The organism is Paucibacter soli, assembly GCF_037482845.1.
GTDB lineage: Bacteria > Pseudomonadota > Gammaproteobacteria > Burkholderiales > Burkholderiaceae_C > Paucibacter_B > Paucibacter_B soli.
The window spans coordinates 390,586-413,825 of record NZ_JBBHJW010000002.1 but is presented as its reverse complement, the minus strand read 5'-3'; the positions used below and the strand labels follow the sequence as shown (position 1 = coordinate 413,825).

Here is a 23,240-nt window from a genome sequence, read left to right as displayed (position 1 = left end):
AAAGACATGGACAAGCTGCGCATCAACGGCGAGCGCCTCTGGGCCTCGCTGATGGAACTGGCCCAGATCGGCAAGACCGACAAGGGCGGCGTGTGCCGCCTGGCGCTGACCGAGTTGGATCGCCAGGGCCGCGACCTGGTGCTGCGCTGGGCGCGCGAGGCGGGCCTGACGGTGACGATAGACAAGATCGGCAATGCCTTCATGCGCCGACCGGGCCGCAACAACACCCTGCCCCCGGTGGTGACCGGCAGCCATATCGATACGCAACCCACCGGCGGCAAGTTCGACGGCAATTACGGCGTGCTGGCCGGGCTGGAGGTGGTGCGCACGCTCAACGAGCATGGCATAGCGACCGAGGCGCCGATCGAGGTGGCCTTCTGGACCAACGAGGAAGGCTCGCGCTTCGTGCCGGTGATGATGGGCTCGGGCGTGTTCGCCAAGGCCTTCACGCTCGAGCATGCCTATGCCGCCACCGATACCGAGGGCAAGAGCGTCAAGGACGAGCTGGAACGCATCGGCTATATCGGCCCCGAGGAACCCGGCGCCCACCCGATCGGCAGCTATTTCGAGACCCATATCGAGCAGGGGCCGGTGCTGGAGGATCACGATGTCACCATCGGCGTGGTGAGCGGCGTGCTGGGCATCAAGTGGTACGACTGCACCGTCACCGGCATGGAGGCCCATGCCGGCCCTACCCCGATGGCGCTGCGCAAGGATGCGCTGCAGGTGGCCACGCGGCTGATGCAGGACGTGGTGGCGGTGGCGCGCCGGCATCCGCCGCATGGCCGAGGGACGGTCGGAATGGTGCAGGTACACCCCAACAGCCGCAATGTGATACCGGGCCGCGTCAAGTTCAGCATCGACCTGCGCAATGCCAGCGACGCGCTGGTGGACGCGATGGATGCCGACATCCGTGCCTGCGCCCAGCGCATCAGCGCCGAGACCGGCCTGCCGATCCAGATCGAGCTGGTTTCGCATTACCCGGCCCAGCCCTTCCACCCCGACTGCATCGCGGCGGTGGCGCGCGCGGCCGAACGCCTGGGTTACTCGCACATGCCGGCCGTCTCGGGCGCCGGGCACGATGCCGTCTACATGGCGCGCCTGGCGCCGGCAGGCATGATTTTCATCCCCTGCAAGGACGGCATCAGCCACAACGAGATCGAGGACGCCAAGCCCGAACACATCACTGCGGGCTGCAACGTGCTGCTGCAGGCGATGCTGGAGCGGGCCGGCTGATCGTTCAGTCAGTCAGTCATGGCCATGGCCATGCCCGCGGCGGTGCTCGTGGCGGTGCTCCTGGCGATAGTTCTCACGCACCCAGTCATCGCGCACAAAGTAGACCGGGCGGTCGCAGGCGCCGTAGTGATGGCAGTGCCGCGGCCAGTGACGTACCTGCCACTCCGGCGCATAGATGTAGACCGGCCGGTAGCCCAGCTGCGCCGGCTGCACCACCACGGTCTGCGGGTAGTAGACGCGCGGCATCTGCTGCGCTCCGATCTCGATGCGCCCATAGACGCCTGGCTGGGCCAGCGTCAGGCTCAGGCCAAGCTCGGGCGCGCGCCCATACTCATGCGCCTGCGCATGGCCTGCGCCCAAGGCGGCGCAACCTAGCAAAACGTAGGGCAACAGGGGCTTCAATCTCATGGCCATCTCCGGCAGCAATAGCACATCAACGCTGCGGCGCGGGCCTGCGCCGACCGGGGCCAACACTTTCTTACGGATGTAGTCATCGATGCATTCGGACGAGGGCTTCCATGCAAGCAGGCATCGCCTTGCTTGCGCGGTGCCGCCGCGCAAGCACATGCCTAGAGTCGTCGGCCCTACCCGTTCTCGTTCAGATCGCCTGCACGCCCAGCGTCCTGCTCGTCCGATTGGAGCAGGCGCTCGTAACAGACACTGGTCGGATCGTTTGCATACTCGCCAAAGGCAGCAATGCGCGAATATCCGCAGGACTCGTACAAGCGCATGGCCGGCAGCTGCTTGTAGCCGGTCTCCAATACCAGGCGTCGATAGCCGAGGCCGGCCGCCCGCATGGCCAGGTGTGCCAGCAGCGCCTTGGCAAGCCCGGCCCGCCGGTGCTCACGATGCACATAGATGCGACGGATTTCGGCGCTGCCTTGGTCAAGCGGACGAAATGCACCGCAGGCAAGTGGCCGTTCGTCCAGATAGGCCACGACGTAGACCCCGCGCTCTGGCAGCGGCCCGTTCGTCGGTGCCGTGAGCGCCCCGACGAACAACTCCGGGTACAGCGCACGGGCGTCCGCCGCGGCCTCGCGCAGCAAGGCAAGTGCATCTTCGCCCTGCGGGTCGACGTCGCGCATTTCGATCATCGCCATGCCTCAGGAACAGGCCAACGCATGAGTTCGCCGTTCAGGCTTGCTACCCGGTATCGCTGCCCTTCAGCGAAACCGCCGCCGGAATGCCAGCTGGCATGGTTGTATTTCGCCATATTGCCCTTGATACCAAAAGTCTGAACTGAGCCGCGAGTACCGGTTGATGAGCGGCAGCCGGGTGAACTTGTGCAGTGTATTCACAGCCCAATTGGCTGCCCGCACCCAATGTCGCAGCACACCATACGCGTGGACAAAGCGTGCAAACCAATGCAGGTAGCTACCGACTTTGCGGCTGGGCGTGCCGGCCGGCAGCGTCTGAAGTCACGAGCTGCGTGCCAATTCATGTGCTGTCACCTTGGTGTCAGGGCAGCCCCCAGCAGGCAGATGCGCGCGCATGCCTTAGGCTCGACGCAGCTTCGCCAGCACGTCCAACTCAGCAGTCCTCAGCCCAAGCCAGCCCGCCATGTCCGATTGCCACAGCATCTTCGAGCCCGAGTTCACGCAGCGCCTGTGCGAGATCTTCGAAGATCAGATTGCCTTCAACCGCGTGCTGGGCCTGCAGATCGACGCGCTGGAGGCCGAGCAGGTGCTGGCCCATATCGGCATGCGGCCCGAGCTGATCGGCCACTTCACGCATCAGCGCCTGCATGGCGGCGTCATCAGCGCGACGCTGGACGCGATGGGAGGGCTGGCGGTGATGGCCGCGATTGGTGCGCGCCATCTGGACGAGCCGCCGCTGCAGCGCCTGCAGCGCTTCGGCAAGCTGGGCACCATAGACCTGCGCATCGACTATCTGCGCCCCGCCACCGGGCCGCTGTTCCGTGCCAGCGCCCAGGTGTTGCGCCTGGGCAGCCGCGTCGCCAGTACGCGCATGGAATTCCTTGACGCGCAGGGCCGCCTGCTCGCCACCGGCGCCGCGGCCTACATCGTTTCCTGAGCGGCCTGACGCGCGGATGCGGCCGCACGAATGCGATAGGCGCATCGCCTGGCACCGGCCTGCAGCAGGTGCTCGCAGCGCTCCACGCTGGCCGCCTGCGGGCCCAGCAGGGCGCGGAACAGGGCCAGCTCGGAACGGCAGAAGCCCTGGCAGCTGGTGGCCGCGGCACAGATCGGGCAATGGTCCTCGATCAGCAGCCAGTCGCCGCCATCGCGCTCCACGCGCGCCAGGTAGCCCTCCTCGGCACGCAGCTCGGCCAGGCGCCTGAGTCTGGCGGGCAGGCTGCGCGCGCCCGCCAGGCGCTGGCGGTAGCTGGCCAGCATCTCGCGCTCGCGCGCCGCGATCAGCTGCTCCAGCACGGCCGGCCCCAGCAGCTCTGCGGTCTGGCGTATCAGCTGCACCGCGAGCTCGCCATGGCGATCCGGAAAGCGGCCATGCCCGGCCGCGCTGAGCCGCCAGATACGCTTGGGCCGTCCGGCGCCACCACCCGCCTCGTCCTCGGCCTCCACCAGGCCCTGCGCCAGCAGGCCCTGCAACTGCTTGTGCGCGCCCATGGGCGTGATCGCGCAGGCGGCGGCCAGGGTGGCCGCGCTCTGCGGGCCGCGGCTCTTGAGCTGGTAGAGCAGCCTCTCGCTGGTGCTGTTCATGGCCGTAGCGCCCGCGCTTCTTCTTCACGCGCAGCCAGACGCAGCAGCAGCAGCGCGGCCACGCCGCACATCAGGCCACCGAGCGCCATGATCCAGCGCACCGAGAGCAGGGCCAGCGCGCCACCGATCAGCGCAATCGCCACATTCGCCACGCAGAACACCGTCGAGAGCAGGCCCATCACGCGCCCCTGGCCATGCTCGGCAAAGCGCTCGGACATCCAGGCCGGCAGGAAGGCGTTGTAGAGCGACAGCGGCAAGCCGCTGAGCATGATGAGCGCCAGCCCGGCCTGACCGGGCACCAGGGCCAAGGCGCCGATGCAGCAGGCGCCGCTCAGCGCCGCCAGGGCCGAGCTACGCAGCGGGTGGTGGCCCTGGGTCAAGAGGCGCAGCGGCCAGCGCCCGGCCAGCATGCTGGCCGCGGTCATCACCGCGCATTGGCCGGCCGTCACCCAGGCAATGCCGCGACCGTCCAGGCCCAGCTGTTCCAGCATCCACAGGGGCGCGAACTCGTACAGCGAATTCACGCCCAGGGTGAAGCAGAGCTGCAGCGCGAACAGCGCGGCCAGCACCGGGTTGCCCGCCAGCAGGCCCAGCGCCTGCTGCTCGCGCATGGCCTTGAGCAGATGCATGGGGCCGCTGGCGCGTGGCGAGGCCGGCACACCCAGGCTCAGCACTATCAGGCAAGGCAGCATGGCCAGGCCGGCCAGCACAAAGGGCACTGGTTCGCCCCAATGCAGCGTGAGCCCGCCCACCAGCGGGCCCAGCAACCAGCCCATATAGAGAAAGGCGTTGAGCAGCGCGAAGGCGCGCGTGCGATCGATCTGGCCGTGCATATCGGCCAGCAGCGCCCGTGCCACCGCCACATTGCCCTCGGTCAGACCGGTGACAAAGCGCGCCGCAACGAAGAGCAGGTACCAGCGCTGCTGCAGCGCATAGGCGGTGAGCAGATAGCCGCCCAGCGTGGCCAGCAGGGTCACGGCCAGCACGGCGCGGCGGCCATAGCGATCCGACAGCGGCCCGATGAAGAGGCTGCCCAGCAGAATGCCCAGCGGGTTGGCCGCCAGCGCCAGGCCCATCAGCAGCTTGGGGTCCAGGCCCGCAAAGCGGGTGAAGGCATCGGCCGGCCCGTTCACGAAGATGGGCGCCAGGATGGGGTATGGCATGGCCACGCCCATGGTGCTCATCAGGCCGAGCAGGCAGACGGCCCACAGCACCAACTGCGGGTGTTTGATAGGTGGCGGTTCGGCCGCCAGGCTCACGGCAGCAGCCGTCATGACAAATCGCTCCAATAGTTCATCGTGAATTCTCGATCAGGCCGCGGCAGCCGCTGCCTGCAGGCACAGGGCATAGCCCGGCCAGCCGCGCAAGCGCCATTCCTCGCGCGCCGTGTCGGCCAGCTTGATGCGGTGTTCGTCGCCGCTGCGGTGCAGCGCGGGCAGCTGCGCCTGCCAGTCGGCCTCGCTGGCCGTGCCGGCATGCACCAGGGCCCAGGGCAGCGCCGGACGCTCGATCGCCACATAGGCCGCCAGCCAGGCCCGCCACAGGCCACGCAAGACCTGACCCTCGTCGACGGTCAGGCCGCGCTTGCGCACATGCGCCAGCAGCACGCGCAGCGCGTGCACGCCGGTCACCAGGTGCAGGGCCGTGAAATCCCGCCCCGCCAGATAGGCCGCCAGCGAGGCCTCGGCGAGCGCTTCCAGGCTCAGGCGCGGCAGCGCCAGATAGGCCGAGAAGCCCGGCAGGCGCTGGGCGACTTGCAGGTCCGACATGATGGTGGTGCCGATGCGCAGCTGCATCGCCAGCGCCGGGTCGGCGCGCACCCGGTCCAGCGTGTCGCGCAGACTCAGGCTGCCGTCGGCCTGCGACGTGTCCACGGGTGCCGGCACCGCCCCCGCCAGCCAGGCGTCCAGCGCCGCCGCCTGCTCGCCGGCATGGCCGGCATCGAGCGCATAGGCCATGCGGATGGCCCCGTGGAATGCCATCGCCTCGGGCGCTTGCAGCAGCAGCCGCGGCAGCAAGGCGTCGAGGTCCAGACCCGCCCTCAGCGCGCCGGTCGGCTCCAGCCGCGCGGCCCCCTGCCGCAGCTGTGCCTGCAGTTGCGCCGCGTCGGCCCCCAGCCGCGCCAGCGCCGTCAAACGCATGGGCAGGTGGCTGCTCAGGCGCAGGCCCTGTCTGGTATAGCTGGGCCCATAGCGCAGCGCCTCGTCCAGCACCAGGTGCAGCGCGTGGTGCTGCTCAAGCTGCATGATGTTGCGCCTCCGACAGGGTCGTCGCCTTGAGTTCGACACCATTGCCGTCGGGGTCGCGGATGTAGAGCGAAGGGCCTTCGCCTTGCGCACCATAGCGCTGGTCGTAGCTGCCCACCGCGACGCCGGCCGCCTCCAAAGCGCGGCGCAGGCTGGGTTCGTCGAAAGGCCCCACGCGCAAGGCGAAGTGATCCATATTGCGCCCCTCCTCGCCGGCCGCGCCGCCGCCCGCACGGCCCAGCTTGCCGTCCAGCGGCAGCAGGTCGATCAGCGCCGCGCCGGCGCGCAGCTGCACGAGGCCGATCTCGTCCTGCCGGCGCTCCAGCTGGCAGCCGAGCAGGTCCACATAAAAGGCCAGCGAGGCCGCCAGGTCGCGCACCCTCAGCACCACATGGTCCAGCCCCAGCACCTGCAGATTCGCGACGCTCATCACCGCCTCCCACGCTTCACTTCGATGGCCGCATCATGCCTGCGTCACACAAATATATAAACCATCTGTTTATAAACCATGGGCGCAGCAGGTGCTTGCCGGGCTGACAAGCTGTCGCTCTGCAAGAGACAATCCGGCCATGCCATTTCGCTCCCTGCCCCTGCCCTCTGCCATCCGCGGTCGCCTCTGGCTGCAGTCCATGCCCGGCCGCCTGGAGCCCTGGGGCGCTTTTCTCGACGAGGCACGCCAGCGCCAGCTGCATCTGGTGGTGTGCCTGAATCCGCTCGACGAAGTGGCCCAGCTCTCGCCGGCCTATCACAAGGCCATCACCGAGGGCCGCCTGCCGTTCCGCTGGCAGCATATGCCGATGCGCGATTTCGGCCTGGGCGCCGACCCGGCAGCCTTCCGCCAGGGCGTGGAGCAGCTCTCGCACAGCCTGGTGCTGGGCGAGCAGGTGCTGCTGCATTGCGCCGCGGGCATAGGCCGCACCGGCACCGTCGCGGCCTGCGTGCTCAAGGGCCTGGGGCTGGAGCGCGAGGCCGCGCTGGCGGCGGTGCGAGCCGCAGGCTCGAATCCGCAATCGGCCCTGCAGTCCGGCTGGGTCGACCAGTTCTGATGGCACCGCTGCCCCTGGTGCATGCGGACGACAGGCTGGTCGTCGTCCACAAGCCCAGCGGCCTGCTCTCGGTGCCCGGCCGCGGCCCCGACAAGCAGGACTGCGCCAGCGCGCGCGTGCAACAGCAATTCGCCGACGCGCTGATCGTGCACAGGCTGGATCAGGCGACCTCGGGCCTGCTGCTGTTGGCACGCGGGGCCGTGGCGCAGCGCGAGTTGAGCCAGGCCTTCGCCACGCGCCGCGTGGCCAAGCGTTATCTGGCGGTGGTGGCGGGCTGCGTGGCGCAGGACGAGTTGGAGATCGACCTGCCCCTGCTCGCCGACTGGCCCAAGCGGCCGCGGCAGATGGTGGATGCGCAGCGTGGCAAGCCCTCGCAGACGCGGCTGCGCGTGCTGGCGCGCGCGGCCGACCACACGCGCGTGGAGCTCGTACCCCTGACCGGCCGCACCCACCAGCTGCGCGTGCACCTGATGGCGATCGGCCATGCGATCCTGGGTGATGCCCTTTATGCCAGCCCCGCGGACGCGGCGCGCGCAGCGCGCCTGCTGCTGCATGCCAGCGAGCTGCTGCTGGAAGACAGCGGCCAGCGCTTTTACTGCGCGCCGGACTTCTGAACAGTCAGCAGGGGTTCGCGCAGGCGGGCAAACTCAGCCGGCGCGACATACTGCAGCAACTCCCGGCCCTTGGGGTCCAGGCTGATGGCCAGGCCCTGCGCGGGATAGAGCCAATGTTCCAGCCCCTGCAGCGTGAGGCGCTCGGCTGGGGCGCCAAAGCGCTGCGTCACCAGCGCCGCATCCAGCTGCAAGGAGGGAATCAAGCTGATGCCCAGCAACACCGCTTGATCGGCCAGGGCCAGGTCTTGCGCCGCCAGGGTGTAGCGATGCGCCCCACTGGCCAGCGGCTCGATCTTGCTGGCGCGCGCGCGCAAACCCTGCATCTGCGCCGCCGGCAACTGGGCGCTGAAGATCAGGCGGCCGCTGACGAAACCGAGCTGGGCGTTCTCCACATAGGCTTCCAGCGTCGCGGCGTCGCTGCCGTCCACCAGCAGCGCGAGCTCGAAGCTGTCGCTCCAGCGTGCGCGCGCATCGGCCAGCCGGCCGGAGCCCAGCGCCAGTCCGAACACGCGGCTGCTGCCATCGGGCAGGGCCTGCACCTGCCAGGGCAGGTCGCGCTCCGCCACCGCATCGGGCGCCACGCCCCGCAGCATGTGCCAAAAGGCCGGGGCAAAGGCGAGCGCAAAGATCAGGGCCACGATCAGCGCCAGCCAGACGAACAGATTCCGTTTCATGGGCGGCACTGTAGCCTGCTCCAATCAACACGCTCTAACATGCGCCGATGAATACCCTCACCGATCTCACCATCATCACCGGCTCCTCGCGCGGCATGGGCGAGGCGATCGCCCGCCAGCTGCTGGCGCCCTCGCGCCAGCTCATCGGCATCGCGCGCCAGCGCAGCCAGGCCTTGCAGGCCGAGGCGGCGCGCCTGGGCGCACCGCTGCAGCAATGGACGGCCGATCTGTCCGAGCCCCTGCCCGCCGCCGAACAGCTGCGCAGCTGGCTGAGCCAGCAGGACGGCCAGGGCTACCGCAGCCTCACCCTCATCAACAACGCCGCCGCGGTGAGCCCGCCCGGCCCGGTGGACGAATTGCCGCTGGCCGAACTCTCGCGCACCCTGCGCGTCAGCCTGGAGGCCACGCTGCTGCTGAGTGCCGCCTTCCTCGACGCCACGCGCGCCTGGCCGGGCGCCAAGCGCATCCTCAATATCTCATCCGGCCTGGGGCGCCGCGCCATGGCGGCCAGTGCCGGCTACTGTGCCGCCAAGGCCGGCATGGACAATCTGTCCGCCGCGATGGCACTGGACGAGGCCCACAAGCGCGGCCAGGGCTTGAACGGCGCGCAAGTCGTCTCGTTGGCGCCCGGCATCATCGACACCGATATGCAGACCCAGCTGCGCAGCGGCGACCCGAGCAAATTCCCCGATCAGGCACAGTTTGCCGATTTCAAGCGCGAGGGCCTGCTGGCCAGCCCCGACGAGGCGGCCGCGCGCATCCTCAAGTTCCTGGCGCGCCCCGACTTCGGCAGCAAGGTGCTGGCTGATGTGCGCGACGCTTGAATTGCCGCTGACCGACCCCATATGCCCGCCACGGCCGACGATGGCCGCAAGGAGATGAAGACGTGAAACATGGATTGCTGATCGCCACCCTGGTGGCCGCCCTGAGCCTGAGCATGCTGAGCCCGGGCGCCGAAGCCAAGCGCATCGGCGGTGGCGGTTCGGCCGGCATGAAGCGCAGCGTACCCACCCAGCCCGCCAGCCCGGCGCCGCAGCAAGGCGCGGCTCCGCAGGGTGCAGGGGTGCCGGCCCAGCAGGCCGCGCCCAGCCCGGCCCCGGGCGGTGCGGCAGCGCCCGCCGCCGCACCCAAGCGCAGTTGGATGGGCCCGATCGCCGGCCTGGCCGCTGGCCTTGGCATTGCCGCGCTTGCCAGCCATTTCGGCATGGGCGGCGCGCTCGCCAATGTCATGACCATGCTGCTGATCGGCGTGGCGCTGATGCTGCTGGTGGGCTTTGTGATGCGCCGCTTTGCGGCCAAGCCGGCGCAGGGCGCCGGCCTGCAGTATGCGGGTGCGGGTGCGGGTGCTGGCTATGCCCCGGCCGCCGCCGCTGCTGCGACAGCCCCACTCGCTGCGGCGCCGGTGAGCAGTGCCGAAGACGAGGAGTTCGTGCAGGTCGCCAAGCGCGTCTTCATCCGCCTGCAAGCCGCCAACGATGCGGGCGACCAGAATGATTTGCGCAAGTTCACCACGCCGCAGATGTATGCCGCCGTGCAGCAGGATCTGCTGGATCGCAAGGGCGCGCAGCGCACCGACGTGCTCCAGCTGAATGCGCAGCTGCTCGACCGCGCGCAAGAGCAGGATCAGCAGGTGGTGAGCGTGCGCTTCTGGGGCCTGATCCGCGAGGAGAGCGAAGCCGCCGCCGAGTCCTTCGACGAGATCTGGCATCTGGTGCGCCCGCTGGACGGCAGCCGCGAATGGGCGATTGCCGGCATTCAACAGACGCAGTGAGGCAAAACCCGGGGCTCTGACCCAGCTCAGACCCGGCCGCTGTTGCCACAATCACGGGCCGCGCACCGCAGGGGTGGCGCGGCCTTTTCATTTCCGCGTACCCAACATGCCCCACTCCTCTTCCAAGCGCTGCCGCGGCACCGCGCTGATCGCGCTGAGCCTGCTGCTGGCCGGCCTGACCCAGGCCAGCCAGGCGCAGGCGCCCCAGTTCGTGTCACCCAACCCCAAGCTGTTGGCCCAGGGCATCCCGGAGATACCGCAAAGCCTGGCCGACAAGGTCACGGCCTATAACGACTTCCGCGGCCACGCCTTCGTGGCCTGGCATCCCAAGCAACGCGAGATGCTGGTGAGCCACCGCAAGGCCGGCGCCAACACGGCCCAGCTTTACCGCCTGACGAACCCGCAGGGCGAGCTGGAGCAGCTCACCGACGGCGCCGACCCGGTGGGTGAGGCCAGCTACGAACCCAGGCAGGGGCGCTACATCGTGTTCGAACGCAGCAGCGGCGGCTCCGAGGTGGCGCAGCTGTACCGGCTGGATGGCAAGGGCGCCGCCCCGGTGCTGCTGACCAAGCCGGACGAACGCCACCATATGAGCGCCTGGCTGCATCGCAGCGCGCAGCTGGTTTACACCTCGCTGCCGCTGGACCGCACCGCCCAGGGCGGCACACGCGCCCAGGTGACGACCGACATCTGGGTCATGGACCCCGAGAAGCCCGAGGGCAAGCGCCGCCTGGCCCAGCTGGAAGGCGGCGGCTGGGGCGTGCGCTCGGTCTCGCGCGACGACAGGCAGCTCGCGCTGACGCGCTATATCTCGGCCAACGAGTCCGAACTCTGGTTGCTGGACCTCGCCAGCGGCGCGCGGCGCAAGCTGCTGCCGGCCGCCGGCGACAGTGCGCGCGCGGTCTACTTTGCCGGCGAGTTCAGCCACGACAACCGGCAGCTCTGGGTGCTCACCGACCGCCACAGCGAGTTCCGTGAACTGGCGCGCCTGGACCTGCGCAGCGGCAAGCTGGTGCGCGTCTCGGCCGACATTCCCTGGGACGTCAGCGGTGCCACGCTGAGCCGGGATGGCCGCCTGCTGGCCGCGCGCGTGAACGCCGACGGGCGCGGCGAGCTGCGCCTCTTCGACGCGCTGAGCCTCAGGCCTCTGCCCACACCGCCGCTGCCTGCCGGCAGCATCGGTGCGCTGCATTTCGATCAGCAGCGCGGTGAGCTGGTGATGGGCGTCAGCCATGCCCGGAGCCCCAGCCAGGTGTTCAGCATGGCGCGCGCCAAGACCGGCTGGGGCGCGCCCCAGGCCTGGACCCAGGCCTATGTGCCGCGGGGCATCGACACCAGCCGCTTCGGCGAGCAGCAGCTGGTGCGCTGGAAGAGCTTTGACGGCCTCAGCATCTCCGGCCTGCTGAGCCTGCCGCCGGCGCAGTTTGAGGGCAAGCGCCCGGTGCTGATCAGCATCCATGGCGGGCCCGAATCGCAGGCGACGATGGGCTTTCTGGGCCGCAACAACTACTACCTGCAGGAGCTGGGCATGGCCGTGATCCAGCCCAATGTGCGTGGCTCGGCCGGCTACGGCAAGCGCTTTCTGGCGCTGGACAACGGCTTCCAGCGCGAGGACTCGGTGAAGGACATCGGCGCCCTGCTGGACTGGATCGCCACCCAGCCGAACCTGGACGCCTCACGCGTGCTGGTGACGGGCGGCAGCTATGGCGGCTACATGACGCTGGCGGTGGCCACCCATTACGCCGAGCGCATTGCCGGCGCCATCGACGTGGTGGGCATCTCGCACTTCGTGACCTTCCTGCAGAACACCGAGAGCTACCGCCGCGACCTGCGCCGCGTGGAGTACGGCGACGAGCGCGATCCGGCGATGCGCGCGTTCCAGGACAGGATCTCACCGCTCAGCAATGCCGCCAAGATCACCAAGCCCCTGTTCGTGGTGCAGGGCAAGAACGACCCGCGCGTGCCCTATACCGAGGCCGAGCAGATCGTCGCCAAGGTGCGCGAGAACGGCACGCCGGTCTGGTATCTGCGCGCCGAGAACGAGGGCCATGGCTTCGCCCGCAAGGAGAACCAGGACTTCCAGTTCTACGCGACGATCCTGTTCATGCAGCAGACGGTGCTGCGGTAGTTCAGCCGACCAGGTTGGCCAGCGTCAGCAGGGCCAGCAGCAGCATCCACAGCACCACCGAGCGCCACACCAGGCCGACCACGCTCTGCAGCGCGCCCAGCGAGGGTAGTTGGCCGGGCGTGGAGCCATCGGCCAGGGTGGCGTCCATGTCGCCGCCGGCATTGAAGGTCTTGCTGCGGTCGGGCGTGATGCCCGGCGCGGCCGAGCCGCCCAGCTGCACGCCCAGGGCACCGGCTGCCGAGGCCAGGATGATGCCCTCGTTGGCATGCATCCACAGCGCGGCATCGCGCCGCCAGCCGTTCACCGCCTCCTCGAAATTGCCGACGATGGCAAAGCCGGTGGCGGTGAGGCGCGAGGGCACGTAGTCGATCCAGCCGAACAGCTTGCGCGAGAGCTGCATCAGGCGTTCGTTGGTGGGTGCGTCGATGGTGCGGCTCTTGAAGGCCCAGTAGCGGCTGGCGAATTCGGCCATGCGGTAGAGCACCGCGCCGGCCGGGCCCAGGCCCAGGGTGGAGAGCAGGATGAACCAGAAGAACACGCCAAACACATGGCGGTGCGCGGCCAGCAGCGAATGCTCGATGACATGGCGCAGCAGCTCGGTGCGCGGCAGCTCGCTGGCATCCAGGTGGCGCCATTCGGCCAGCAGGCGGCGCGCCTCCAGCTCATCGCCGCGCTCCAGCGCATCGCGGATGTCGGTGAAGTAGTGGCTGAACTGGCGAAAGCCCAGGGTCAAATACAGCACCGCCACATCCATGGCCAGGGCCAGCAGTACGCTGAAGTGGCGCAGCGTGATGTAGAGCAGCGCGGCCAGCAGGGCCGGACCCAACGCGGTGATGCTCCAGACCACCGCCGCATGGTGCTCGCGGCCGGCGTCGAAGTTGCGCCCGGTCCAGCGCACCCAGCCAATCACGCCATGGTGCACCGCGTTGCCATGGGGCAAGGGCTTGAGCTGTTCACAAAGCAGCGCGAACAAGACCGCAAAGAAGTTCATGGCCCGGGATGATAGCGGGCTCAGGCGCGCAAGAAACGATAGAAGTTGCGCAGCATGGCGGCCGTGGCGCCCCAGATGAAGTATTCGCGCGGCTCGCCGCCGCCCTGGCCGGCAAGATCTGACCCCGTCCATGGCATGGAGAGGAAATGGCGCTCGCCGCCCTCCCAGCTGAAGCGGTGGCGGCGATGGTGGGCAGGCGTCATCAGCCAGGCCAGCGGCACCTCGAAGGCCTCGGCCACCTCGAAGGCATCGAGCCTCAATTCGAAATCCGGCCGCACCAGCGCCACCACCGGGGTGACCTGGAAGGCGGTGACGGTGGTGTACAGAGGCAGCTCGCCCATCACCTCGATGTGCTCGGCGCCGAGGCCGATCTCCTCCTCGGCCTCGCGCAGGGCCGTGGCCACCGCGCTGCCGTCCTCGGGCTCGCTACGCCCGCCCGGGAAGCTGATCTGGCCGGCATGGTCGCGCAAGTGAGCGGTGCGCCGTGTCAGCAGCACCTGCAGGCCCTCGGCGCGCTGCACCAGCGGCAGCAGCACCGCGGCGGCACTCGGCTCGCGCTGGCTCCAGGTCCCGCCGTCACCCGGGAACTCGGGTTGCCAGACCGGCGGCGCCGCAAAGCGCTGGCGCAGCGCCTCGGCCTGCATGGCCGCGGCCGGCACGGGCGGCAGATGGGCATCGCTGCCCACCACGGGCACGGCCTGCGCGTTCAGAATCGGCGGTCGGGACATGATGGCTTGAGCATAGGGCGGAAGCGAGCGGCGGCGGCGGCGCGGGGTCAACGGGCAGACAAAACAAAAGCCGCCGAGGCGCTAGGCCCGGGCGGCTTCTGGTTGGGCGCGAACCGCAAGGGTTCGCACCACAAGCTGACCTTAGGCCAACTTCTCCTTGATACGTGCCGACTTGCCCGAACGCTCGCGCAGGTAGTACAGCTTGGCGCGGCGCACATCGCCACGACGCTTGACTTCGATCGATGCGATCAGGGGGCTGTACAGCTGGAAGGTACGCTCCACGCCTTCGCCGCTGGAGATCTTGCGCACGATGAAGCTGCTGTTCAGGCCGCGGTTGCGCTTGGCAATCACGACGCCTTCGTAGGCCTGCACGCGCTTGCGGGTGCCTTCAACGACGTTCACGCTGACGATCACCGTATCGCCAGGGGCGAACACGGGGATGGTCTTGTTCAGGCGAGCAATTTCTTCTTGCTCAAGGGTTTGGATCAAGTCCATGTTTTCACTCCAAGTGATCGTGCCAGCGCTGTGAATATTCAAGGGCGGCGCCCAGATCTTTGACAGATCTTTTTTGCCCGGCAGAGGATCGGAAAAGCCGATCATTATAGCCGAAATTGCTACACGCTCAAGGTGCGCAGGAAGGCTTCGTCCTGTTTGCTCAGCCGGCCAGCGGCCCGTGCGGCCTCGATCAGCTCGGGCCGGCGGCGCCAGGTCAGCTCCAGCGAGCGCTCGCGGCGCCAGCGCGCAATCTGGGCATGGTGGCCGGACAGCAGCACCGGCGGCACCGCAACGCCATCCAGCACCTCGGGGCGGCTGTAATGCGGGCAGTCCAGCAGGCCATCGGAAAAGCTGTCCTGCTGGTGCGAGGCGGCGTCATTCAGTACGCCTTCCTGCAGGCGCGCGATGGCATCGAGCAGGGCCATGGCGGGCAGTTCGCCACCCGAGAGCACGAAGTCACCCAGGCTCAGTTCCAGCGTCACATGCTTGTCGAGAACGCGCTGATCGATGCCCTCGTAGCGGCCGCACAGCAGCACGCCGCCCTGCCCTTGCGCCAGCTCTTGCACCAGCGCCTGGTCGATACGCCGGCCGGTGGGGCTGAAGTGGATGATGGCCGGCGGCCCGGCATCCGCGGCCGCTTCGGCGCGCGCCAGCTTGACCGCCGCGAGCGCGCGTTCCAGTGGTTCGGCCAGCATCAGCATGCCGGGGCCACCACCATAGGGGCGGTCGTCGACGCGGCGGTAGTTGTCTTCGGCGAAGTCGCGCAGTTGCCAGAGCTTCACATCGACCTGGCCGCTCTCATAGGCACGGCGCGTCACGCCTGCCGTCAGCAGCGGGCCGAACAACTCGGGGAACAGGGTGATCAGATCAAAGCGCATTGCGACGCGAAGCCTGCGCTGCAGCGCCTGGACTCAGAAGTCCAGGCCCCAGTCCACCGTGATGACGCGCTGCTCCAGGTCGACCGCGTCGACGAAGGCGGCCACGAAGGGAACCAGGCGCTCCTGGTCGGGCTTGATCGGCGGCGTGAGGCCGGGCGGCGCGATGCGCAGCACGCTGTGCGGGCCGGTTTCCATCAAACCGATCACCTCGCCCAGGGTCTCGCCCTGGCGGTTCAGCACCGTGAGGCCGATCAGATCGACCCAGTAATACTCATCCGGGTCCGAGGAGGGGAATTTGGCGCGGGAGATGTGGATGCTGGCGCCGCGCAGGGCTTCGGCGCCATTGCGATCCGAGATGCCTTCGACTTGGGCCACGATGCCGTCGCCGTGATCTCGTACCGCGAGAATCTTGAGCAGGGAGGGAATGGCTTGAACCTTCGCTCCCAGTGCGGCGTCGCCGGGTTTCAGAAACCAGCGGCGCGACGCGAACAGCGCCTGGGGATCGGTGGAATAGGCCTGGACGCGAATCCAGCCCTTGATACCCCAGGCGTCCAGCACACGCCCGACCTCAACCGCGTCAGCCGGCCACGCCGTCTCGTCAGAGGCGTTCGCGGCGGGGCGGTTGTCAGTGGGCGTCACCGTCAAACTCAGGCTGCGACGACAGCCTTCTTGGCCTGGTCGACCAGACGTGCCACGGTGGGCGACAGCTGGGCGCCAACGCCGGTCCAGTAGGCAACGCGGTCGGTGGCCACGCGCAGCGACTCGGCAGCGCCGGAAGCCACGGGGTTGTAGAAGCCGACCTTCTCGATGAAGCGGCCATCACGGCGCTGCTGGCTGTTGGCCACAACGATGTTGTAGAAGGGGCGCTTCTTGGAGCCGCCGCGTGCAAGTCGAATCACGACCATGATGTTTCCTTTGATCTTTAGCGTTCCACCGCACCAGGAGACACTCAGGGCGAGCAGATCGGGTCGGTGGTCGAAATTGACCACCATGGCATGGCACTGTAGATACGCCGGCGTCCCCACCGACCAGCACCAAAACCCGGCATTATAAACTCGGCCCAGCGATATTCCCCAGCATTCATGCACAAAATCCCATGACAACGCCAGAAAACCCAGGCTCCGGCCTGCTCGTACGCCCCAGCAGCGAGGCCGATCTGGCCGCCATTCAGCAGATTTACCAGGTGGCCGTGCTGGAAGGCACCGGTACCTTCGAGACCGAGGTGCCCGATGTGGCGGAGATGACGCGTCGGCGCGCCGAGGTACTGGGCCGCGGTCTGCCCTATCTGGTGGCCGAGCGCGATGGCCAGGTGCTGGGTTACGCCTATGCGAACTACTTCCGTCCTCGCCTGGCCTACCGTTTCTGCCTGGAGGACTCGATCTACCTGGCCCCCGCCGCCCAGGGCCAGGGTGTTGGCCGCCTGTTGCTGGCCGAACTGATCGCACGCTGCGAGGCGCTGGGCGCGCGCCAGATGCTGGCGGTGATCGGCGATGCCGAGAACCGCGGTTCGGTCGGCCTGCACAAGGCGCTGGGTTTCGAGCACACTGGCCTGCTCAAGTCCACGGGCTGGAAATTCGACCGCTGGCTGGACGTGGTGCTGATGCAGCGCCAACTGGGCCAGGGCGACCAGAGCAGCCCCGCGCAGGGGCAGATATGAGCGAAAACAGCTACAAATCCAAAACCATCGCTACTTGGCTGGCCTTCGCGGGCGGCAGCCTGGGCCTGCATCGCTTCTACCTGCATGGCCTCACCGACAAGTTAGCCTGGCTGCATCCCCTGCCCACCCTGCTGGGCCTGTATGGCGTGCAGCGCATGGATCTGCTGGGTCAGGACGACCGCCTGGCCTGGGTGCTGATGCCCGTGCTGGGACTGATGCTGAGCATCAGCATGCTCACCGGCATCGTCTACGGCCTCACGCCCGATGAAAAATGGGACGCGCAACGCAACCCGGGCCTGCCGCCGCGACCCACCGGCTGGGCTCCCATCATCGGCGTGGTGGGATGCCTGCTGGTGGGCGGCGCATGCCTGATGACCACGATCGCCTTCAGCGCGCAGCGCTACTTCGAAAGCCAGGTCGACGCGGCGCAGGAAATCAGCCAATGACGTGACGAGGGCCCGACGCAGCGGGCCCTTGTTCACCTCAGCAAGGCAGCCGCCGCCGTGCTCAGAACAGCTGGAAGCTTATCCAATAGCACACGCCGGCAACAAAGGCCGAGGCCGGGATGGTGAAGATCCAGGCCCAGACGATGTTGCCCGCCACGCCCCAGCGCACCGCCGAGGCGCGCTGCACCGAGCCCACGCCGACGATGGCGCCGGTGATGGTATGGGTGGTGGACACGGGCACGCCCAGTGCGGTGGCCAGGAACAGCGTGATCGCGCCACCGGTTTCGGCACAGAAGCCGCCCACCGGCTTAAGCTTGGTGATCTTCTGACCCATGGTCTGCACGATGCGCCAACCGCCGAACATAGTGCCCATGCCGATGGCGGTGTAGCAGACCCAGATCACCCAGCTCGGCGGTGCCTTGTCGGCCGCGGCCGCGTAGCCCGAAGCCACCAGCAGCATCCAAATCAGACCGATGGTCTTCTGCGCGTCATTGCCGCCATGACCCAGGCTGTAGAGGCCGGCCGAGACCAGTTGCAGGCGCCGGAACCAGTTGTCCACCCGCAGCGGCGAGCTGCGCCTGAACACCCAGGCCACGATCACCATCAGGATGGAACCCAGCAGGAAACCCAGCAGCGGCGAGAGAAAGATGAACAGCACCGTCTTGCCCACGCCACCGGCCACCAGCGCACCAGCGCCGGATTTGGCGATCACCGCGCCCACGATGCCGCCGATCAGCGCATGCGAGGAGCTGGAGGGGATGCCATACCACCAGGTGATGACGTTCCAGCAAATCGCACCAATGAGCGCGCCGAAGATCACATGGTGATCGACCACGCCGGGGTCGACGATGCCCTTGCCGATGGTGGCCGCCACCTTGAGCTGGAAGAAGGCCACCGCGATGACGTTGAAGAAGGCCGCAAACAAGACCGCCTGCTGCGGCTTCAGCACACCGGTGGACACCACGGTGGCGATCGAGTTGGCCGCGTCGTGAAACCCGTTCATGAAGTCGAACAGCACGGCCAACACGACCAGCACTGCAACGACCCAGAACGCTACCTGTACCGATTCCATGAAGAGGATCCGATCAGGAGTTCTCGAGGACGATGCCCTCGATCAGGTTGGCAACATCCTCGCAACGATCCGAGATCGACTCGAGCTGCTCATAGATGGCCTTGAGCTTGATCAGCTCGCGCACATCCTCCTGCTCGCGGAACAGCTTGGACATGGCGGCACGCATCACGCGGTCGGCGTCAGACTCGAGCTTGTCGATTTCCTCGCAGGTCTTGATGGCGGCCTCGGCGGTCTTGGGCTCGCTCAGCTTGGGCAGCAGGGAAACCGCATGCTGCACGCGCTCGCAGCATTTGGCCGAGAGCTCGCCCAGGCGCAGCACTTCCTCGGGGATGCTGCGCACATCGTAGAGCTGCATGGTTTCGCTGGAGTCCTGCAGCAGGTCCAGGATGTCGTCCATGGCGTTGATCAGGCCATGGATCTGCTCGCGGTCGATCGGTGTGATGAAGGTACGGTGCAGCAGGCGGTTCACCTCGGCGGTGATGCGATCGGCCTGGTGCTCATAGTCGTCGACCTCGATCGCGTATTTCTCGCGCAACTGCGGATCTGCATAGTTCTGGATCATCGACATGAAGGCGCGTGCGCCTAGGGCGATCTTGTCGCCGTGCTCATTGAAGAGCTCGAAAAAATTGCCCTCTCGGGGCAGCAACTTGCCAAACAGCATGGGTTCTCCTGAGGTGCCGGACCAAGGCGTCCAGCTCGCACCAACAACGCAGATTTCTTGGAAATGTCATCGCCGCGTCACGCGGCACGGGCTGGAGTGTAATTGCGAGCAGCGCACAAACGAAATCCGCCGCGTTCAGGCGCCCCTGAAAATAAAGTACACCGCCCCCATCAGGCACAGGCCGGCCCAGAGGAAATCGCTGCGGAAGCCCTGCCCCATATAGAGCATCGAGAAGGGCACGAACATCGCCAGCGTCACCACTTCCTGGGTGATCTTGAGCTGAGCCAGGTCGAAGCCTGCACCATAGCCGATGCGGTTGGCCGGCACCTGCAGCAGGTATTCGAACAAGGCAATGCCCCAGCTCAGCAGGGCGGCGATCCACCAGGGCTTGGCGGCCAGGTCCTTCAGATGCCCATACCAGGCGAAGCTCATGAAGAGGTTGGACAGCATCAGCAGACCCAGGGTCTGCCAGCCGGCGGCAGTGGTGAACATGAGTCTCCTTCAGGTCCAGTTCAGCGGCAGGGGCTCGCGGTCCACGCGCTGGTCGACCAGCCCGGCCAGGCGCGGCGCCAAGGGCCCCAGCACGGGCAGGCTCAAGGCCGGCGCGAGCTCCAGCAGAGGTAGCAACACGAAGGCACGCTCGTGCAGGCGTGGATGCGGCAGCACCAGGCGCGGCCGCTGCATACTGGCATCGCCATGGATCAGCAGGTCCAGGTCCAGGGTGCGCGGCGCGTAGCGGTAGGGCCGCTCGCGCCCGTGCTTGAGCTCGATGGCCTGCATCGCGTCCAGCAACTCTATCGGCGCCAACGCGGTCTCGATGCGGGCCACGGCGTTCAGATAATCGGGCCCGTCGGAGTCCAGGGCAGCGCTGCGGTAGGCGCTGGAGACCGCCAACACGCGCGTCTGCGGCAGCGCGTGCAGATCCCGCAATGCTGCCTCCAGGTTGGCACGCAGCGCGCCGAGGTTGGCACCCAGGCCGATATAGGCCTGTTCCATGCTCAGTCCTGTGCCGGCGCCGCCTTGCTGGCCGGCTTGCGGCGACGGCGACGTTTCTTCGCTGGGGCGCTGGCCCCTTCGGGCTGGGGTTCGCCCCCTTCCTCGGCCTCCGCGGCGGGCGCTTGGCCACTCAGTGCACCGCGCGGCAATTGATGCACCTTGCTGCCGCGGCGCGCCTTGTCGGCTTCGCGGGCCTCGTCGATGAGGGCGCGGCGTTCCTCGTCGCTGCCCAGTGCAAAGTCCTCCCACCAGTCCACCAGGCCCATCTCGACCTCGCCGACCTCGGCGCGCAGCAGCAGGAAATCAAAGCCGGCACGGTAGCGTGGCTGATCCACCAGGCTATAGGGGCCGTTGCCGCTGCGGCGCTCGAAGCGCGGCTGCATCATCCAGATCTCGCGCATGTCGGCGGCCAGCTTGCCGCGACCCGAGATGTCGCCGATGCGGGCATCGAACACCAGGTCAATGCCCTGTTGCAGCGCCGGGATGGGCGACTCACCGGCCTCGCGCAGGCGCTGCCAACGTGACTGCACCTCGTGCCAGAGCATGCAGGCGAGCATGAAGCTCGGTGCCACGCTGCGCCCTTCGGCGACGCGGCGGTCGGTGTCCTCGAAGGCGCGGCGCACGAACTGGCCGCGCGCACCCGCGTGCAGATTGCCCTGCTCGTCCAGCACCGCATCCAAGATGGGGAAGACGCCGCGCGCCAGCCCCTGCTTGCGCAACTCCTCCAGGCTGGCCAGCGAATGGCCGGTCTGCAACAGTTTGATCATCTCGTCGAACAGGCGCGAGATCGGCACATTTGCCAGCAACTGTGCGCAGGCCTTGACCGGCGCGCGCGTCTTGGGCTCCAACTCGAAGCCCAGCTTGGCGGCGAAGCGCACCGCGCGCACGATGCGCACCGGGTCTTCCTTGTAGCGCGTCTCGGGGTCGCCAATCATGCGCAGCACGCGCTTCTTGGCGTCGGCCAGGCCGCCGTGGTAGTCCACCACCATCTGTTTGACCGGCTCGTAATACATCGCATTGACGGTGAAGTCGCGCCGCGCCGCATCCTCGATCTGCGGGCCCCAGACGTTGTCGCGCAGCACCCGGCCGCTGGCGTCCACCACATGGGACTTGCCGGCCAGTTCGTCCCTGGAGGTCTTCTCGTTGCCGGCCACCTGCTCGGCCGACTCGTTGGCCAGCAGGGCGCGGAAGGTCGAGACCTCGATCACCTCATGCTCGCGCCCACGGCCATAGACCACGTGCACGATGCGAAAGCGCCGACCGATGATGAAGGCACGCCGGAACAGGCCCTTGACCTGCTCGGGCGTGGCATTCGTGGCCACGTCGAAATCCTTGGGGCGCCGCCCCAGCAGCAGGTCGCGCACCGCGCCACCGACGATATAGGCCTCGAAACCGCCCTCGGTCAGCGTCTTGACCACGCGCACCGCGCGCTCGTCGAGCAACTCGGGGTCGATGCCGTGTTCGGTCGGCCCCACCTCGATGCGCTTGCCCAGCACGGTCTTGCCGGACTTGGCGGCGCCGGGCTTGCCCAGCAGCTTGTCTATGAATTTCTTGATCATGCAAAGAGCTTCAGTATGGGCCAGCCGCGCTCAAGTGCGAGCGCCTGCAAGGCCGGGGTCGGGTTGGTGGCCACCGGGTGGCTGACCAATTCCAACAAGGGCAAATCATTCATCGAGTCACTGTAAAAGTGCACCTGCTCAAACTCATCCCAGGCCCTGCCCTGCTCCGCCAGCCACTGCCGCACGCGCGTGATCTTGCCGGCCTGGTAGGAGGGCACGCCCTGCACCGCGCCGGTGTAGTGCCCCGCCTCGTCGCGCTGCAATTGCACGGCGATCAGGTGCGGCACGCCAAAGGCCTCGGCGATAGGGGCGGTGACAAATTCATTGGTGGCCGTGACGATGGCCACCAGATCACCCGCCTCCTGATGCTTGCGCACCAGGGCCCGCGCATTGTCGCGCAACATCGGCGCCAGCACCTCGTCCATGAAACGCCGGCGCATCGCCAGCGCCTCGTCCAGGGGGCGCGAGCGCCATACCGAGGTGGCAAAGTCGATGTAGTCGTCCAGGTCCAACCGGCCGGCCTGGTACTGGGCGTAGAACTCGTCATTGCGGGCCGCCCAGCTAGCGCCGTCGGCCCAGCCGATCTCCACCATGAAGCCACCGAAGGCATGGTCGGAGTCCATCGGAATCAGGGTCCCGTCCAGGTCGAAGAGGGTCAGGTTCATTGGGATTGCTCGTCGCTCATTCCATCGGTCAGCATCTGGCGCAGCAGGGGCACGGTGACGGCGCGCTTGCTGGCCATGGCGAATTCATCCAGGCGATCCAGCAAACTCATCAGGTGCTTGAGATCGCGGGCAAACCGGGTCAGCAGGTAGTCCATCACCTCGTCGGCGAGGAAGATACCGCGGCGATCCGCCTCGCGCCGCAGCACCGCGCGCATCTCGGCCTCAGACAGGGCCTGCAGGCCGAAGGTGGGCCCCCAGCCGAGGCGGCTGCGCAAGTCCTCGCGCAACACCAGGTCCACCGGCGGTGCGGTGCCGGTGGCCACCACAGCCAGGCCATGGGTGGCGGCCTCGACGAAGAGCGTGAAGGCCGCATGCTGCTGGCCGGCGTCGAAACGGTCGCAATCATCCAGCAGCAGCAGGCTGGGGTTGGCGGGCAGCTCCCAGGGCAAGGGAGTGTCGGCGTCGTACCAGCCGACCTGGGCACCGCCCTGCTGCCAGCGCTGCGCCAGCGCCTTCAGGGCATGGGTCTTGCCACAGCCCGGCGGTCCCCACAGGAACACCGGCGGCGAGCCGGGCTGCAAGTTGTGCAGCTGCGCCAGCGCCGCGGCATTGGCGCCCGGCATGAAGTTGTCGAAGCTGTAGACCGGCTCGGGGCCGAGGGAGAGAGGGATCTGTTTCAAGAGCGTGGTCACTGCA

At 67.7% G+C, this 23,240-nt stretch carries 29 protein-coding genes; 9 read left to right on the top strand and 20 right to left on the bottom strand.

The window, feature by feature from the left end:
- The first annotated feature begins 6 nt into the window (after positions 1 to 6).
- On the top strand, positions 7 to 1,236 hold the full coding sequence (locus tag WG898_RS06580; RefSeq protein WP_339601958.1) for a Zn-dependent hydrolase: 1,230 nt from the start codon (positions 7 to 9) through the stop codon (positions 1,234 to 1,236).
- A gap of 12 nt (positions 1,237 to 1,248) precedes the next feature.
- Here the strand turns inward: WG898_RS06580 and WG898_RS06575 are convergent, their stop codons facing one another.
- On the bottom strand, positions 1,249 to 1,644 hold the full coding sequence (locus tag WG898_RS06575; protein ID WP_339601957.1) for a hypothetical protein: 396 nt from the start codon (positions 1,642 to 1,644) through the stop codon (positions 1,249 to 1,251).
- A gap of 176 nt (positions 1,645 to 1,820) precedes the next feature.
- Positions 1,821 to 2,336, bottom strand: a complete 516-nt coding sequence (locus WG898_RS06570) for a GNAT family N-acetyltransferase (RefSeq protein WP_339601956.1) — start codon at positions 2,334 to 2,336, stop codon at positions 1,821 to 1,823.
- A gap of 460 nt (positions 2,337 to 2,796) precedes the next feature.
- On the opposite strand from WG898_RS06570, the gene WG898_RS06565 reads away from it, so the two are divergent.
- The gene (locus tag WG898_RS06565) at positions 2,797 to 3,270 is read left to right on the top strand and encodes a thioesterase family protein (protein ID WP_339601955.1); all 474 of its coding nucleotides are present in this window, start codon (positions 2,797 to 2,799) and stop codon (positions 3,268 to 3,270) included.
- On the opposite strand, the gene WG898_RS06560 is transcribed toward WG898_RS06565, so the two are convergent.
- From WG898_RS06560 to WG898_RS06545, 4 genes are read right to left on the bottom strand one after another with little or no spacing between them, the layout of a single operon-like run.
- Positions 3,255 to 3,917, bottom strand: coding sequence for a helix-turn-helix transcriptional regulator (locus WG898_RS06560; RefSeq protein ID WP_339601954.1), 663 nt, complete (start codon positions 3,915 to 3,917; stop codon positions 3,255 to 3,257). The two genes, WG898_RS06565 and WG898_RS06560, sit on opposite strands and share 16 nt — an antisense overlap.
- Positions 3,914 to 5,191, bottom strand: a complete 1,278-nt coding sequence (locus tag WG898_RS06555) for an MFS transporter (protein ID WP_339601953.1) — start codon at positions 5,189 to 5,191, stop codon at positions 3,914 to 3,916. The genes WG898_RS06560 and WG898_RS06555 overlap by 4 nt, the downstream gene beginning before the upstream one ends.
- Positions 5,192 to 5,227: 36 nt before the next feature.
- Entirely contained in the window at positions 5,228 to 6,163 is a 936-nt protein-coding gene (locus WG898_RS06550) for a questin oxidase family protein (RefSeq protein WP_339601952.1), read from the bottom strand.
- Positions 6,153 to 6,593 (bottom strand): VOC family protein, encoded by a 441-nt coding sequence (locus WG898_RS06545; RefSeq protein WP_339601951.1) that lies wholly within the window; start codon positions 6,591 to 6,593, stop codon positions 6,153 to 6,155. The genes WG898_RS06550 and WG898_RS06545 overlap by 11 nt, the downstream gene beginning before the upstream one ends.
- A gap of 139 nt (positions 6,594 to 6,732) precedes the next feature.
- Here WG898_RS06545 and WG898_RS06540 point away from each other — a divergent pair, with 139 nt between their 5' ends.
- Both WG898_RS06540 and WG898_RS06535 read left to right on the top strand, forming a co-directional pair.
- Complete coding sequence (locus WG898_RS06540; protein WP_339601950.1) at positions 6,733 to 7,209, top strand: protein-tyrosine phosphatase family protein; 477 nt, start codon at positions 6,733 to 6,735, stop codon at positions 7,207 to 7,209.
- Positions 7,209 to 7,823, top strand: a complete 615-nt coding sequence (locus tag WG898_RS06535) for an RluA family pseudouridine synthase (protein ID WP_339601949.1) — start codon at positions 7,209 to 7,211, stop codon at positions 7,821 to 7,823. The genes WG898_RS06540 and WG898_RS06535 overlap by 1 nt, the downstream gene beginning before the upstream one ends.
- On the opposite strand, the gene WG898_RS06530 is transcribed toward WG898_RS06535, so the two are convergent.
- A complete protein-coding gene (locus tag WG898_RS06530) occupies positions 7,802 to 8,497 on the bottom strand; it encodes a hypothetical protein (protein WP_339601948.1) in 696 nt (231 codons plus the stop codon). The two genes, WG898_RS06535 and WG898_RS06530, sit on opposite strands and share 22 nt — an antisense overlap.
- A 47-nt stretch (positions 8,498 to 8,544) precedes the next feature.
- Between WG898_RS06530 and WG898_RS06525 the strand changes: the two genes are divergently transcribed.
- The 3 genes from WG898_RS06525 (at position 8,545) to WG898_RS06515 (ending at position 12,396) form a co-directional block, all read left to right on the top strand.
- Positions 8,545 to 9,321 (top strand): SDR family NAD(P)-dependent oxidoreductase, encoded by a 777-nt coding sequence (locus WG898_RS06525; RefSeq protein ID WP_339601947.1) that lies wholly within the window; start codon positions 8,545 to 8,547, stop codon positions 9,319 to 9,321.
- 62 nt (positions 9,322 to 9,383) lie between these two features.
- Positions 9,384 to 10,268 carry a Tim44 domain-containing protein gene (locus WG898_RS06520; protein ID WP_339601946.1) on the top strand — a complete coding sequence of 295 codons (885 nt, stop codon included), beginning with the start codon at positions 9,384 to 9,386 and terminating at the stop codon, positions 10,266 to 10,268.
- A 106-nt stretch (positions 10,269 to 10,374) separates the two neighbouring features.
- Positions 10,375 to 12,396 (top strand): S9 family peptidase, encoded by a 2,022-nt coding sequence (locus WG898_RS06515; protein ID WP_339601945.1) that lies wholly within the window; start codon positions 10,375 to 10,377, stop codon positions 12,394 to 12,396.
- A 1-nt stretch (position 12,397) separates the two neighbouring features.
- Here the strand turns inward: WG898_RS06515 and WG898_RS06510 are convergent, their stop codons facing one another.
- From WG898_RS06510 to rpsP, 6 genes are all read right to left on the bottom strand, one after another.
- Positions 12,398 to 13,387 carry a CobD/CbiB family protein gene (locus WG898_RS06510; RefSeq protein ID WP_285231642.1) on the bottom strand — a complete coding sequence of 330 codons (990 nt, stop codon included), beginning with the start codon at positions 13,385 to 13,387 and terminating at the stop codon, positions 12,398 to 12,400.
- 20 nt (positions 13,388 to 13,407) lie between these two features.
- Positions 13,408 to 14,115, bottom strand: coding sequence for a CoA pyrophosphatase (locus WG898_RS06505; RefSeq protein WP_339601944.1), 708 nt, complete (start codon positions 14,113 to 14,115; stop codon positions 13,408 to 13,410).
- Between the two features lie 141 nt (positions 14,116 to 14,256).
- Complete coding sequence (rplS, locus tag WG898_RS06500) at positions 14,257 to 14,610, bottom strand: 50S ribosomal protein L19 (protein WP_285231640.1); 354 nt, start codon at positions 14,608 to 14,610, stop codon at positions 14,257 to 14,259.
- 119 nt (positions 14,611 to 14,729) lie between these two features.
- On the bottom strand, positions 14,730 to 15,488 hold the full coding sequence (trmD, locus tag WG898_RS06495; RefSeq protein ID WP_339601943.1) for a tRNA (guanosine(37)-N1)-methyltransferase TrmD: 759 nt from the start codon (positions 15,486 to 15,488) through the stop codon (positions 14,730 to 14,732).
- Between the two features lie 33 nt (positions 15,489 to 15,521).
- Positions 15,522 to 16,133, bottom strand: a complete 612-nt coding sequence (gene rimM / locus WG898_RS06490) for a ribosome maturation factor RimM (RefSeq protein ID WP_339601942.1) — start codon at positions 16,131 to 16,133, stop codon at positions 15,522 to 15,524.
- A 2-nt stretch (positions 16,134 to 16,135) separates the two neighbouring features.
- Entirely contained in the window at positions 16,136 to 16,393 is a 258-nt protein-coding gene (gene rpsP / locus WG898_RS06485) for a 30S ribosomal protein S16 (RefSeq protein ID WP_285231637.1), read from the bottom strand.
- A gap of 191 nt (positions 16,394 to 16,584) precedes the next feature.
- Between rpsP and WG898_RS06480 the strand changes: the two genes are divergently transcribed.
- Both WG898_RS06480 and WG898_RS06475 read left to right on the top strand, forming a co-directional pair.
- The gene (locus WG898_RS06480) at positions 16,585 to 17,145 is read left to right on the top strand and encodes a GNAT family N-acetyltransferase (RefSeq protein WP_339601941.1); all 561 of its coding nucleotides are present in this window, start codon (positions 16,585 to 16,587) and stop codon (positions 17,143 to 17,145) included.
- Positions 17,142 to 17,591 (top strand): TM2 domain-containing protein, encoded by a 450-nt coding sequence (locus tag WG898_RS06475; protein ID WP_339601940.1) that lies wholly within the window; start codon positions 17,142 to 17,144, stop codon positions 17,589 to 17,591. Before WG898_RS06480 ends, WG898_RS06475 begins: the two co-directional genes overlap by 4 nt.
- Positions 17,592 to 17,652: 61 nt before the next feature.
- Here WG898_RS06475 and WG898_RS06470 read toward each other — a convergent pair whose 3' ends face one another.
- The 7 genes from WG898_RS06470 to hda form a co-directional block, all read right to left on the bottom strand.
- A complete protein-coding gene (locus tag WG898_RS06470; RefSeq protein WP_339601939.1) occupies positions 17,653 to 18,663 on the bottom strand; it encodes an inorganic phosphate transporter in 1,011 nt (336 codons plus the stop codon).
- Positions 18,664 to 18,676: 13 nt separating this feature from the next.
- Positions 18,677 to 19,324 carry a DUF47 domain-containing protein gene (locus tag WG898_RS06465; protein ID WP_285231633.1) on the bottom strand — a complete coding sequence of 216 codons (648 nt, stop codon included), beginning with the start codon at positions 19,322 to 19,324 and terminating at the stop codon, positions 18,677 to 18,679.
- Between the two features lie 135 nt (positions 19,325 to 19,459).
- Positions 19,460 to 19,816 (bottom strand): DMT family protein, encoded by a 357-nt coding sequence (locus tag WG898_RS06460; RefSeq protein WP_339601938.1) that lies wholly within the window; start codon positions 19,814 to 19,816, stop codon positions 19,460 to 19,462.
- A gap of 9 nt (positions 19,817 to 19,825) precedes the next feature.
- The gene (gene folK, locus WG898_RS06455; protein ID WP_339601937.1) at positions 19,826 to 20,320 is read right to left on the bottom strand and encodes a 2-amino-4-hydroxy-6-hydroxymethyldihydropteridine diphosphokinase; all 495 of its coding nucleotides are present in this window, start codon (positions 20,318 to 20,320) and stop codon (positions 19,826 to 19,828) included.
- 2 nt (positions 20,321 to 20,322) lie between these two features.
- Complete coding sequence (gene pcnB / locus WG898_RS06450) at positions 20,323 to 21,879, bottom strand: polynucleotide adenylyltransferase PcnB (protein ID WP_339601936.1); 1,557 nt, start codon at positions 21,877 to 21,879, stop codon at positions 20,323 to 20,325.
- A complete protein-coding gene (locus WG898_RS06445; protein WP_339601935.1) occupies positions 21,876 to 22,544 on the bottom strand; it encodes a histidinol-phosphatase in 669 nt (222 codons plus the stop codon). Before WG898_RS06445 ends, pcnB begins: the two co-directional genes overlap by 4 nt.
- Entirely contained in the window at positions 22,541 to 23,224 is a 684-nt protein-coding gene (hda, locus tag WG898_RS06440) for a DnaA regulatory inactivator Hda (RefSeq protein ID WP_339601934.1), read from the bottom strand. Before hda ends, WG898_RS06445 begins: the two co-directional genes overlap by 4 nt.
- Positions 23,225 to 23,240 lie beyond the last annotated feature (16 nt).